The sequence below is a fragment of the Blastococcus sp. TML/C7B genome, from assembly GCF_016612845.1.
Classification (GTDB): Bacteria; Actinomycetota; Actinomycetes; order Mycobacteriales; family Geodermatophilaceae; genus Blastococcus.
In genome coordinates this window covers 344,317-357,193 of record NZ_JAEOAA010000001.1, presented here as the reverse complement: position 1 = coordinate 357,193, position 12,877 = coordinate 344,317, and the positions used below count along the sequence as shown (strand labels likewise).

10 protein-coding genes are annotated in these 12,877 nt (G+C 75.7%); all 10 read left to right on the top strand.

Annotation, left to right across the window (positions count from 1 at the left end):
- Positions 1-96: 96 nt before the first annotated feature.
- The 10 genes from JKP76_RS01760 to JKP76_RS01715 all read left to right on the top strand — a co-directional run bounded on the left by JKP76_RS01760 (position 97) and on the right by JKP76_RS01715 (position 12,816).
- A complete protein-coding gene (locus JKP76_RS01760; protein ID WP_200489321.1) occupies positions 97-1,356 on the top strand; it encodes a DUF1972 domain-containing protein in 1,260 nt (419 codons plus the stop codon).
- Entirely contained in the window at positions 1,353-2,102 is a 750-nt protein-coding gene (locus JKP76_RS01755; RefSeq protein WP_200491218.1) for a CDP-alcohol phosphatidyltransferase family protein, read from the top strand. Before JKP76_RS01760 ends, JKP76_RS01755 begins: the two co-directional genes overlap by 4 nt.
- Positions 2,099-2,755, top strand: coding sequence for a hypothetical protein (locus JKP76_RS01750; RefSeq protein WP_200489320.1), 657 nt, complete (start codon positions 2,099-2,101; stop codon positions 2,753-2,755). Before JKP76_RS01755 ends, JKP76_RS01750 begins: the two co-directional genes overlap by 4 nt.
- Before the next feature lie 17 nt (positions 2,756-2,772).
- Positions 2,773-3,921 carry a glycosyltransferase family 4 protein gene (locus JKP76_RS01745; protein ID WP_309232796.1) on the top strand — a complete coding sequence of 383 codons (1,149 nt, stop codon included), beginning with the start codon at positions 2,773-2,775 and terminating at the stop codon, positions 3,919-3,921.
- A gap of 22 nt (positions 3,922-3,943) precedes the next feature.
- Positions 3,944-4,810: a polysaccharide deacetylase family protein gene (locus JKP76_RS01740; protein ID WP_200489319.1), complete on the top strand. Its 867-nt coding sequence runs from the start codon at positions 3,944-3,946 to the stop codon at positions 4,808-4,810.
- A 396-nt stretch (positions 4,811-5,206) separates the two neighbouring features.
- Entirely contained in the window at positions 5,207-9,529 is a 4,323-nt protein-coding gene (locus JKP76_RS23125; RefSeq protein WP_309232795.1) for a PKD domain-containing protein, read from the top strand.
- 134 nt (positions 9,530-9,663) lie between these two features.
- Positions 9,664-10,920, top strand: a complete 1,257-nt coding sequence (locus tag JKP76_RS01730) for a hypothetical protein (protein ID WP_200489318.1) — start codon at positions 9,664-9,666, stop codon at positions 10,918-10,920.
- Positions 10,920-12,197: an O-antigen ligase family protein gene (locus JKP76_RS01725; protein ID WP_200489317.1), complete on the top strand. Its 1,278-nt coding sequence runs from the start codon at positions 10,920-10,922 to the stop codon at positions 12,195-12,197. Before JKP76_RS01730 ends, JKP76_RS01725 begins: the two co-directional genes overlap by 1 nt.
- Positions 12,198-12,307: 110 nt before the next feature.
- Positions 12,308-12,532: a hypothetical protein gene (locus JKP76_RS01720; RefSeq protein WP_200489316.1), complete on the top strand. Its 225-nt coding sequence runs from the start codon at positions 12,308-12,310 to the stop codon at positions 12,530-12,532.
- A 41-nt stretch (positions 12,533-12,573) separates the two neighbouring features.
- Entirely contained in the window at positions 12,574-12,816 is a 243-nt protein-coding gene (locus JKP76_RS01715; protein WP_200489315.1) for a hypothetical protein, read from the top strand.
- The last annotated feature ends 61 nt before the right edge of the window (positions 12,817-12,877 follow it).

Genomic DNA, 12,877 nt, shown 5'->3' with positions numbered 1-12,877 from the left:
CGCGGCTACGGGCCGCGATCCTTGATTCGCGGTGCGTGACAGCGCGCCGGAGCGGCCGCATCCACCGGCTGCGGACGAGCGAACGGACGGACCACGATGCGCATCGCCATGCTGGGCACCCGAGGTGTTCCCGCCCGGTACGGCGGCTTCGAGACCGCCGTCGAGGAGGTCGGCCGCCGGCTGGCCGACCGCGGGCACCGCGTCGTCGTCTACTGCCGGACCGGGCGGGACGAGACCGAGCGGCCCGACCGCTACCTGGGCATGGAGCTGGTGCACCTGCCGGCCGCGCACAAGCGGGCGCTGGAGACCCTGAGCCACTCGGCCCTGTCGGTCGGCCACCTGCTGGGGCACCGCACCGATGCCGCGTTCGTCTTCAACGCCGCGAACTCGCCGCTGCTGCCGGCGCTCCGGGCCGCCCGGATCCCGGTCGCGACGCACGTCGACGGCCTGGAGTGGAAGCGCGCCAAGTGGGGCCCGGTCGGCCAGCGGTACTACCGCGCCGCGGAAGCCCTGGCCGTGCGCTGGTCCGACGCGCTGATCGCCGACGCCGTCGGCATCGCCGACTACTACCGGCACGAGTTCGGCGCGCCCACCACGCTGCTCACCTACGGCGCCCCGCTGATCCAGCCCGGGGCCGACCGGCTGGCCGAGCTCGGCCTGACCCCGGGGGAGTACCACCTGGTGGTCGCCCGCTTCGAGCCCGAGAACCACGTCGACGTGATCGTCGAGGGCTACGCCCGCAGCGGCGCGACCAAGCCGCTGGTCGTGGTCGGCTCCGCGCCCTACTCCGACGCCTACACCGCGCAGGTGCACGCCGCGGCCGACGACCGGGTCCGGTTCCTCGGCGGCGTCTGGGACCAGGAGCAGCTCGACCAGCTCTACGCCAACGCCTACACCTACCTGCACGGCCACTGCGTCGGCGGCACGAACCCCTCGCTGCTGCGCGCCATCGGCGCCGGCACCGCCGTGCTGGCGTTCGACTGCGACTTCAACCGCGAGGTCGTCGAGGACGCCGGTCGCTACTTCACCAGCCCCGCCGACGTCGCCGCCCTGGTCGACGCCGCCGAGGCCGAGCCCCGCCGCATCCGCATCGCCGGGAAGCGGGCCCGCGACCTGGCCGCCGGCTACGACTGGGACGAGGTCGCGACCGGCTACGAGAAGCTGGCCCTCGCCCTGGCCCGGCGCGACTTCCCGACCCGTCGTCCGAACGGCCGGCGGCTGCCGACGGCGGTGCCGGCCCCCCTGCGCATCCCGGAGCCGCGGACCACGACCGCGGTCGTGCCCCCGGTCGTGAACCCGGTCGCGCACCCGGGGACGACGACGCCGGTCATCCCGATCCGCGGAGCGCAGCAGTGAGCACCCTCGCCCCGCCGCGGCCCGAGGAGAGCCTGCGCGAGACGCTCGGCCGGCTGTCCGGTGCCCAGAAGGGCGCGGCCGGCGCACCCGCGTACTCCCGCTTCGTCAACCGCAAGCTCGGCCGGCTGCTGGCCGCGGTCGCCTTCCACGCGCGGCTCACGCCCAACGCGGTGACCGGCATCAGCGCCGTCTTCACCGCCACGGCGCTCGTGCTGCTGGCCACCGTCGAGCCGTCGTGGACCCTCGGCCTGGTCCTGACCGCGTGCCTGGTGCTCGGCTACGCCTTCGACGCCGCCGACGGCCAGCTGGCCCGGCTGCGCGGCGGGGGCTCGCCGGCCGGGGAGTGGCTCGACCACATGGTCGACGCGGTGAAGTCCTCCGGGCTGCACCTCGCGCTGGTCATCGGCCTCTACCGCTTCGACGTCGTCGACCCGGTGGTCCTGCTGGTGCCGCTGGGCTACTGCCTGGTCGACGCGGTCACCTACTTCGCCACGATGCTCAACGAGGCGCTGCGCGCGCAGCACGGCGTCGCCACCCGGGCCCAGCCCACCGCGCAGCCGGCCGGCATCGGCCGGTCGCTGCTCACGCTGCCCACGGACTACGGCCTGCTGGCCTGCCTGTTCGTGCTGTACGGCGCGCCGGGGCTGTTCGTCCCGGCCTACACGCTCCTGTTCCTCGCGGCGGCGGGCTTCCTCGCCCTCGCCTCGATCAAGTGGTTCACCGAGATGACGAGGCTGCCCCGATGACGCTGCTCTCCCGCATCTCCGGCGGCGATCGCCGCCGGCGGCTGGTCGTCGCCGGGGCGGCCGCGCTGCTGGTCGCCGTCCTCGTCGCCGTCGGGCTGGCGCTCGCGCCGGGCGACGACGGGACGATGAGCGCGTCCGGTCAGGACGCCGACGCGACGGAGGCGCCGCTGACCTCCGGCGCGCCGCCGGAGCTGGCGCCCGCGCCGGTCACCCCCGAGCCCGCCGGACCGACCGAGGACGCCACCGAGCTCCCGGCGACCCTGGCGCCGGTCGGGTTCGACGAGCAGGCCGCTGCCGGGGACGGGGTCGTCGCCGACGTCGTCTCCCTGGAGGCGGTCGACGCCACGGGCGTCGGCCCGGGCAACATCTCCGGCCCGGCGCTGCGGGTGACCGTGCGGATCACCAACGGCACCGGCGGCCCGGTGCCGCTCGACGGCGTGGCGGTCGACCTGGCACACGGCGAGGAGCAGCTGCCCGCCTCGCCGATCAACGACCCGTCGACCGCGCCGTTCTCCGGCGTCCTGCAGCCGGGGGAGAGCGCCGAGGGCGTGTACGTCTTCACCGTGCCCGCCGGCGACCGCGACCTCGTGACCCTCTCCGTCGGGTACCAGGCCGGCGCGCCGTTCATGGTGTTCACCGGCTCCGGGGCCTGACCGTGGGCCGCCGGCGGGTGCTCGTCGCCCACCCGGGAGCCGAGCTCTACGGCGCCGACCGGGTGCTGCTGGACTCGGCGTCCTCGCTGGCCACGGCGTTCGACGTGACCGTCGTCCTGCCCGGCCCGGGGCCGCTCGTCCAAGAGCTCGAGGCGCGCGGCCTGCGGGTCGTGCAGTGCCGGATGCCGGTGCTCCGCAACGCCGCGATGCGGCCGCGCGGCTTCCTGCGGCTGGTGGCCGACGCGGTGCGCGGCGCGCTGCCCGCCGTCCGGCTGATCCGCCGGCACGGCCGGGACGGCGTCTACGTCAACACCCTCACCCTGCCGTCCTGGCCGCTGCTGGCCCGGTTGGCCGGCAGCCCCTCGCTGTGCCACGTGCACGAGGCGGAGGCGTCGCAGCCGCGGCTGCTGCGCCGGGGCATGGCGCTCGCGCCGGTCCTGGCCGACCGGGTCATCGCGAACAGCCGGTTCACCCTCGACGTGCTCTGCGAGGTCGCGCCGCGGCTGCGGAGGCGCGCCGCCGTCGTCTACAACGCCGTGACGGCGCCCGGCGAGGCGTCTTCCGCGCACGCGGGCACCGACGGCCCGCTGCGGCTGCTCGTCGTGGGCCGGCTGTCGCCGCGCAAGGGCCCGCAGGTCGCCGTCGCAGTGCTCGAGGAGCTGGTGCGCCGCGGCGTCGACGCGCGGCTGGACCTCGTCGGCTCGGTCTTCGAGGGCTACGAGTGGTTCGAGGAGGAACTGCACGCGGCCGTCGCGGCCGCGGGCCTGGGCGACCGGGTGGCTTTTCTCGGCTTCCGCGCCGACGTGTGGGACCACCTCCGGGCTGCCGACGTCGTCCTCGTGCCGTCGATCGCCGAGGAGTCCTTCGGCCTCACCACCGTGGAGGCAGTCCTGGCCGCCCGCCCGCTGCTGGTCAGCGACTCCAGCGGGCTGCGCGAGGCGGCCGCCGGCTACGCCTCGGTGCAGGCGCTCCCGCCGGGGGACGTCGGCGCGTGGGCCGACGCCGTCGAGCGGGTGGTCGCCGACCGCGCCGGATACGCCCGGGCCGCGCTGGCCGACGCCGACGAGGCGCGCCGCCGGCACGCCCCCGAGCGCTACCGCGACGAGCTGGTCGGCGAGCTGCGGGCGCTGGTCGGGGACGACCGCGCCGTCGTCGCCGCCCCCTAGAGACGTCCCAGGAGGGATCCCCGTGCCCGGACACGCAGGACCGACGACCGAGGGGCGCGACCGCACGGTCACCCCGCCGGTCTTCATGTACCACTCGATCAGCCCCTCGACGGCGCCCGATCCGCACGCGCTCCGCGTGCACCCCGACCGGCTGGCCCGCCACCTGAGGCTGCTCTCCCGGCTGGGGCTGCGCGGCGTCCCGCTCGGCGAGCTGCTCCGCGCGCAGGAGCAGGGCCGCGCCCGCGGGCTGGTCGGGCTGACGTTCGACGACGGCTACACCGACTTCCTCGACCACGCCGTCCCGCTGCTCGAGCGGTACGGGATGGCCGGCACCCTCTACGTCGTCGCCGGCCGGCTCGGCGGCGTCAACGAGTGGGACGACGGCCCGCGGCTGCCGATCGTGGACGCCGACCAGGTGCGCGCGGTCGCGGCGGCCGGACACGAGGTGGGCAGCCACACCATGACCCACCCGCGGCTGGCCGGCGCGGAGCCGGGGGCGCTGGCGGCCGAGGTGGGGGAGAGCCGGCGGGTGCTCGAGGACGTGCTGCAGGCCGAGGTCCCCGGGTTCTGCTACCCCTACGGGAGCTACGACGACGCCGCCGCCGAGGCCGTGCGCGCCGCCGGGTACGACCACGCCTGCGTCACCGGTGACTACGAGCCCGGCGACCGGTTCACCCTGCCCCGCTGCTACGTCAGCCCGGGGGACACCACGGTGCACGTCGTCGCGCGCATGGTGCGGCACTCCGTGCGGGTCCGCCGTCCCCTCCCGGGGAGGGGCCACCCCCTCGTCCGGGTGAGCGCGCACGTCCCGGCGGCCCGCACCCGCCCCCGCACGGGGGCCGGTGCGGGCCGCCGCCGTTTCCGGGCCCGGCGGGCCGGCGCGAGATGACACACCGGGGATCCGTCGCGGCCCGGGAGCGGACCGTCACGCACGGTGAGAAATGCCGCCGTCCTGCACAGGGCGTGATCGGGCTACGAGCCGCTGACCTGCGCCGATGCACCTGATCGGGTGACGGTCGCAACCTGGCGTGAGCGTGATCGTCACGCTTAGTGTCGGCCCGTCCGGGGGGATCATGGGGATTCCCCGCGGCTGAGCCATGGGGGAAGACGATGACGGCACGTGCTCCGGGGACTGCCCGGCGCTCGATCTCGGGTGGAGTGGCGCTCCTCCTGGTCAGCGGGGCCGTCGGCCTCATGGCACCGGCCGCATCGGCGGACTCCGCGCCGCTGGACCCCGCGAACCCGGCCACGCCGGTGACCGTGACGGCCGACCCGACTGCCCACCGTGCAGATCGACGGCGTCGCCTGGGACCAGGTCGTCGTCGGCAACACGGTGTACGTGGCCGGCAAGTTCGCGACCGCGCGCCCCGCCGGCGCCCGCGCCGGCACGCAGCAGGTCGTCCGCAACAACCTGCTCGCCTACGACATCCGCACCGGTGAGCTGATCAGCTCCTTCGCGCCCGACCTCAACGGCCAGGCGCTGGCGATCACCGCCACCCCGGACGGCCGCCGCATCTTCGTCGGTGGTGACTTCACCCGCGCCAACGGCGAGGTCCGCAACCGGATCGCCGCCTACGACACCGCCACCGGCCAGCTGGCCACCGACTTCCGGCCCAGCGTCAGCGGCCAGGTCCGCGCGCTCGCCGCCACCGACTCGGCGGTCTACCTCGGCGGCAGCGTCTCCGCCGTCGGCGGGGCCAGCCGGACCAAGCTCGCCGCGGTCTCCGCGTCCACCGGCGCGCTGCTCCCGTGGGCCCCGGTCCCGGGTGCCTCCGCGACCAAGGGCAGCAACGAGGTGCTCGCGCTCGTCGTGACCAGCGGTGGCGCCCAGGTCGTGGCCGGCGGACGGTTCGCCAGCCTGAACGGCACCGCGGCCACCGGCGTCGGCGCGCTCGACGCGGTCACCGGCGCGACGCGGCCGTTCGCCGTCAACAAGCTGATCACCAACCAGGGCTCCAGCTCCGCGATCTGGGGCCTGTCGGCCACCGGCGACACCGTCTTCGGCAGCGCCTACGACTTCGGCGGCCCGGGCAACCTCGAGGGCACCTTCGCGGCGAACGCCAACGGTGGTGACCTCCGGTTCGCGGCCTACTGCCGTGGCGACAACTACGACAACTTCGCCACCAGCCAGGTGCTCTACATCGCCTCGCACATGCACCGCTGCGACTACATCGGCGGCTGGGCGGACTCCGCGCCGTCGCAGGTCTGGAAGCACGGCAACGCGTTCGGCCTGACCCCGACCCGGACCATCGTCGGCGGCTTCACCAACGCCAACTTCAGCGGCAAGCCCGCGCCGGCGCTGCTGCACTGGTACCCCTCGTTCTCCCAGGGCAGCGTCACCGGCCAGTACCAGGCCGGCTGGACCGTCGAGGGCAACGAGCAGTACGTCGCCTACGCCGGCGAGTTCCCGCGGGTGAACGGCACCAACCAGCAGGGCCTGGTCCGCTTCGCGCTGCCGTCGATCGCCCCGAACACGACCGGCCCCGCCGCCACCGGCATGGAGCCCACGGTCACCGCGGTGGGTGCCGGCGCGGTCCGCGTCGCGTGGAAGACCACCGACGACATGGACAACGAGAACCTGACCTACCGCGTGTACCGGGACGACGAGGTCGCCCCGATCCACACGGTGACCCAGGCGTCGAGCTGGTGGAACAAGCCCACCATCGGCGTCGGTGACACCGGCCTGGCGGCCGGCACGCACCGGTACCGCGTCACGGCCACCGACCCGTCGGGCAACGTCGCCACCTCCGGCTGGACGACGGCCACCGTCGCCACCGGCGGCGCGGCCCGCCCGTACGCCGACGTGGTGCGCGCCGACGGCGCCAGCGACCACTGGTCGCTCGGCGAGGCCTCCGGCACGGCCGCCTACAACCTGGGCCGTCCGCTGGACATGACCGCGGGCACCGGCGTGGGCCGCGGCCAGGCCGGCGCGCTGCGCGGGGACAGCGACACCGCGGTCAGCCTGAACGGCACCTGGTCGGCCTTCGCCTCGACCCGCGCGGCCGTCCCCGGCCCGCAGACGTTCACCGTCGAGGCCTGGGTCAAGACCACCTCGCGCGCCGGTGGCCGGCTCGTCGGCTTCGGCGACCAGGCCACCACCACCAGCGGCAGCTACGACCGCCACCTGTACCTCGACACCAACGGCCGGGTGAACTTCGGCGTCTACCCGGGCAGCACCCGGGTCGTCACCAGCCCGACCGCGGTTAACGACGGCGCCTGGCACCACGTCGCGGGCACGCTCGGCGCGCAGGGCATGGTCCTGTACGTCGACGGCAAGCAGGTGGCCGGGCGCACCGACACCACGTCGGCGCAGGCCTACAACGGCTACTGGCGGATCGGTGCCGACAACGTGTGGAGCGGGTCGTCGACCTTCTCCGGCTCGATCGACGAGGTCGCGATCTACCCGACCGCGCTGCCGGCCGACCGGATCGCCGCGCACGAGGCCGTCGGCCGCACCGGGACGGCGGCGAACGTCGCCCCGACGGCCGCCTTCACCTCGACGGCGTCGTTCCTGGACGCGACCTTCGACGCGACCGGTTCCACCGACACCGACGGCACCATCGCCTCCTACGCCTGGACCTTCGGTGACGGCACCAGCGGGACCGGCGCGACGCCGGCGCACACCTACCGCGAGGCCGGCACCTACCAGGTGCAGCTCACCGTCACCGACGACCGCGGGGCCACCGACACCCGCACCGGCACGGTCAGCGTCGTCGCGCCGCCGCCGAACGAGGCCCCCACGGCCGCGTTCAGCATCGCCGGCTCCGGCCGCACCGGGGTCTTCGACGCCGCGGCGTCCACCGACACCGACGGCACCGTCGTCTCCTACGCCTGGGCGTTCGGCGACGGCGCCACCGGCAGCGGCGCGCAGGCCACGCACGAGTACGCCGAGGACGGCACGTACACCGTGACCCTCACGGTCACCGACGACGACGGCGCCACCAGCTCCGTCGAGCGCTCGATCACCGTGACCGGCTCGATGCTCGCCACCGACGCCTTCGACCGGTCGGTGACCGGTGGTCTGGGCACCGCCGACGCCGGTGGTCCCTGGACGGCGTACGCGGGTGCCTCGCGGCAGTCGGTCACCGGCGGCGACGCCGTCCTGACCATGGCCAAGGGCACCAACACCGGCTCCGCGCTGGGCTCGATCGGCCAGACCGACGCCGACGTCCGCACGTCCTTCTCGCTGTCGTCGGTGCCCACCGGCGGCGGGGCGATGGTCTACGTGGGTGCCCGTCAGGTCGACACGAACACCGCCTACAAGGCGCGGGTCCGCGTCCTGGCCGACGGCAGCGTGCGGGCCGCCCTGGTGCGGTTCGCCGGCTCGTCCGACGAGACTCTGATCGGTTCCGAGGTGCTCGTGCCCGGGCTGACCTACACGGCCGGTACCCGGCTGAACGTGCGGGTGCAGGCGTCCGGCACCGGCACGACCGACCTGTCGCTGAGCGTGTGGGCGGCGGGCTCGGCCGAGCCGACCACGCCGACCGCGGTGCGCACCGACTCGACGGCGTCCCTCCAGGTGCCCGGGTCGATCAGCCTCGGCGGCTACCTCTCGGGCAGCGCCACCGCCTCGGTGGAGCTCCGGTTCGCCGAGCTGACCGCGTCGCCGATCGGTGCGCTCCCCGTGACCCCGCCGGTCACCCCGCCGGTCACCCCGCCGGCCAACGTGGCCCCCACGGCGGAGTTCGGCACCGTGGTCACCGGTCTCTCGGTGGCCGTGGACGCCTCGGCGTCGCGCGACTCCGACGGCACCGTCGCGAGCTACGCCTGGGAGTTCGGTGACGGCAGCACGGGGACCGGCGTCACCGCCGGCCACCCGTACGCCGCGGCCGGCACCTACACCGTCCGGCTCACCGTGACCGACGACCGCGGTGCCGTCGGCACCACGACGCGCACGGTCACCGTCACGGCGCCCGAGCAGCCCGGCACCCCCGAGCAGCCCGGCACCCCGGAGCAGCCCGGCACCCCGGCGCCGGTCGCGGCCGACGCCTTCGAGCGGGCGGTCACCGGTGCCCTGGGCACCGCCGACCTGGGCGGCGTCTGGTCGGCGTGGGCCGGCGCGTCCCGCCAGTCCGTGTCCGGCGGTGCCGCCGTCCTCGCCATGGGCAAGGGCACCAACACCGGGTCGATCCTGCCCATCGGCCGGACGGACGCCGACGTGCGCACCGCCTTCACCATGTCGTCGGTGCCCACCGGCGGCGGGGCGATGGTCTACGTCGGCGCCCGCCAGCTCGACGCCAACCAGGGCTACAAGGCGCGGGTCCGCGTCCTGGCCGACGGCAGCGTCCGCGTGTCGCTGGTCAAGCTGACCGGGAGCACCGACGAGGTGCTGATCGGTTCCGAGGCGCTGCTGCCCGGCCTCACCTACACGCCGGGCACCGAGCTCAACGTGCGGGTCGTGGCCTCGGGCACCGGCACGACGAACCTGTCGCTGACGGTGTGGGCCACCGGAACCCCGGAGCCGACGACGCCGACGGTGGTGCGCACCGACTCCACGGCGGCGCTCCAGGTCGCCGGTGGGATCACCCTCGGCGGGTACCTCTCGGGCAGCGCGACCGCGCCGGTCGAGGTCCGCTTCACCGAGGTGCGGGTCACCCCCGTCGCCTGATCCACCGCACGCACCGACGGCCTCCCGTCCCGGGCATCCGGGGCGGGGGGCCGTCGGCGTCCCGGCTGCCCCCTTGGGGTGACCGCCCCGCCCGGACCGGCCGATACGGGCCGCCGGACCGGGAGGATGTCCTGGTGAGAGGTGTGCTCCGACTGCTGCGTCGTCCCGCGGCGGGCGCGCTGGCCGGGCAGGCCGGTCAGGCGGTCGCGGGCCTCGCGCTGCAGGTCGTGGCCGCGCGCGAGCTCGGCGCCGCCGGCCTGGCGACCTTCTCGCTGGTCTACGGGGCGATGGTCCTGGCCACCGCCGTCTGCAGCGGGCTCGTCGGTGACTCGCTGACCGTGCTGGACCGGCACCGGCCCGACCTCCGGGCGGGCCTGCACGTGGGCGCCGTCCTCGTCCCGGGTGTCGCGGCGCTCGTCGGCGCGGTGCTCGCCGCCGCCACCGACGTCGTCCCCGCCTGGGTCGGGCCGCTGCTCGGGCTGGCCACGGCGGCCTTCATCCTCGAGGACACGCTGCGCCGGCTGCTCATGGCGACCGGCCGGTTCTGGTCGCTGACGCTCGTCGACGGCAGCAGCCTCGTGCTCGCGCTCGGCGTCCTCGTCGCGGCGGCCGCCTCCGGGCCGCTCACCCTGACCTCCTTCGTGCTCGCCGTGCTGGTCGGCCAGGCCGGAGCCGCCGTCGTCGCCTGGCTGCTGCTGCCGGCGCACGAGCGGCCGCGCGGCCCGTGGCGGCGCCCGGCGCTGCGCGAGGTCGCCTCCTTCGGCGTCTGGCGGGCGCTCGCGCAGACCATCCGGCCGGCCATGCTCACCCTGCTGCGCATCGTCGTCATCGGCGCCGCGGGTGCGGCCGCCTACGGCCCGCTCGAGGTGGCCCGCGTCTACACCGCGCCCACCCTGGTGCTGGTCGCCGGCATGGGTTCGTTCCTGCTCCCGCACTTCGTGGCGCTGCGCGTCCAGGGCCCGTCGGCGGGCCTCCGGGCCGCCGACCGCGCCGCGCTCGGGCTGACCCTCGGCGTGGCCGCGATCGGCGCGGTCGCGCTCGTCGCGCTGCCCTGGCTGGGCCCGCTGCTCACCGGCGGCGGCTACGACGTCCCGCTCGGCGCGGTCGCCGGCTGGTCGGTGTACGCCGCGGCCAGCGCCACCCTGCTGCCGTACTCGTCGCTGGCCTCGGTGCACGGCCGGCAGCGGCGGGTGCTGGCGTTCCGGACCCTGGAGTTCGCCTCCCTCCTGGCGGTGGTCGCGCTGCTCGTGGTGATGGGGGACGACGGCGCCGGCTGGACGCCGCTGGCCCTGGCCCTCGGCCCGCTGCTCACCGCCTTCGCCGTCCGCCGGTCGGTCCTCGCGCCGTGGGAGCGCAGCGCCCCGGCGCTGCCCGAGCCGGTGACCGTCTGATGACCGGCACCCCGGGGTCCCCGGTCCGCGAGCGGCTGGCCGCGGCCTTCGCCGCGTCCGGTCGCCCGGACAGCGCGGTCGCTCCCCGACTCCGGGACGGCGTGGCCGCGCGGGTGCGGCTCGTCGCGCTGCTCGTCGTCCTGGGGGCGGTGACCTGGCGGCGCGGCGAGTACTTCTCCGGCTCGCTGGACCCCGTCGTCCTCGCCAAGGCGGCGGTCAGCCTGCTCGCGCTGGGCCTCGCCCTGCTGCTGGCCCAGTCCGGGCCGCGCCGCCCGCTGGGCACGGGCACGCTCTGGTGGGTCGGGCTGTGGCTGGGGGCCTCGGTGCTCGGCGCGGTGACGGCGGGCAACGCGGTGGCCGGCGGGGTGATCGCCGTGCGGGTGGCCGTGCTCGCGACCACCGTCGTCCTGCTGCTGCGCGCCGCTCCGGGCGTCCAGGTGCTCACCGCCATCGCCGGCGCCTGCGGGCTCATCGCCGGCGTCGCCGCGCTCAGCGGCCTGCCGAGCTTCGTCGCCGAGGGACGGCTCGCCGGCGGGGTGCCCGCCATCGATCCCAACGACCTGGCCCTGCTGGCCGGGGTGGCCGTCGTCGTCCTGGCCTGGCGGCTGGTGCTCGACGCGCTGAGCGGAGCCGGCCTCCTGGCGGTCGTCCTCCTGCTGGGGATCGTGTGGGCGACCGGGTCGCGCACCGGCCTCGCGGTGCTCCTGCTCGCGCTGGTCGTGATGGCCGCCCACATCCGGCGCCCGCGGGTGGGGCTGGTCCTCTCGGGCCTCGTGTTCGCCGTCGTCGGGGTGGTCGCCGTGGTCGCCACCGGGGCGGTCGCCGGCTTCGCCGCCCGCGGCGGCGACGGGTCGAGCACGCTGGACTCCCGCTTCATCGCCTGGCGGGCGTCGCTGACCTGGGCCGACTCCGCCTGGCAGCAGTACTTCGGCGGCGGCCTGTCGGTGAAGATCATCCGGGTGCGCGGGCAGTACTGGGACACCCAGCCGCTGGACAGCAGCTGGGTCTCGCTCCTGGTGCAGGCCGGCGTCGTGGGCCTCGCCGTGGCGGCCGTGTGGCTGCTGTGGATCGTGCGCGGCACCCGCCGCGCGCCGCGGTCGCACCGCATCCTCTTCCTCGGCCTGCTGATCTTCGTCGTCGGCCGCAGCGTCCTGGAGAGCGGCCTGTTCGACGCGACGCCGGCGCTGCTGGTGCTGCTGGCCGTCTCCCTGCTCGCCGAGGGCGGCTCCCGCGCCCGGCTGGCGGACGACGAGCGGAACGGCGCCCTGCCCGCCTGACCTGTTCTCTGCCGACTGCTGGGTCGGTGCGGCGACACGGCCGGACACGCCGTGGCGGGCGACCGCAACTCCGCCGTCGGCCCGCGGCCGTCGCCGCGCCAGCCGGGCCGGTGGCGGAGGACGACGAGGAGCGGCGGCCGGGACTCACGCTGTTCCCGGAGCACGGTGCGGACCTGCCGGTCTGGCACGGTCCCGGCGGCGAGGGATCCGGCGCTGTCAGCGCGGAGGAGCTGCTGGCGCTCGGGGTGTGGGTTCGGCTCATCACTGGAGGAGTGGCCGGACTGACCGCCCTCTTCAGCCTGGAGGCGCCGGAGTCACCGGTCCCCAGCGGGTGACACGAGTGGTGGCGCCCCGGCACGAGGACGACCATCTCCGCGTGGAGCTCCGGGACGCCGACGAGCCGTTCCGGCTGTCCCTCCGCGGCGCGACCCTCGTCGCCGTCTCGCTGTACGGGGTCGGTGGCTGGCTCGCCGTCGTGACCGACGCACGACTCTTCCTCGTGCCCGGCCACGTCGCCGTGGTGGCGTGCGCGGTGGTGTGGGGCACGCGGCAGCACCGGCGGCTGCGCGGACTCGGCGACCGCTACGAGGATCTCCTGCGCCACAGGAACGGGGTGTGACGAAACCGCGTTGACGGCGCGGGGACGCCCACCGGGCAGCCGCAGCTCGAGGACACGGGCC

What these genes read in the sequence shown, in the direction of transcription:
- JKP76_RS01760 (WP_200489321.1), top strand. Translation starts at nt 97, where the DNA reads ATGCGCATCGCCATGCTGGGCACCCGAGGTGTTCCCGCCCGGTACGGC.
- JKP76_RS01750 (WP_200489320.1), top strand. Translation starts at nt 2,099, where the DNA reads ATGACGCTGCTCTCCCGCATCTCCGGCGGCGATCGCCGCCGGCGGCTG.
- JKP76_RS01725 (WP_200489317.1), top strand. Translation starts at nt 10,920, where the DNA reads ATGACCGGCACCCCGGGGTCCCCGGTCCGCGAGCGGCTGGCCGCGGCC.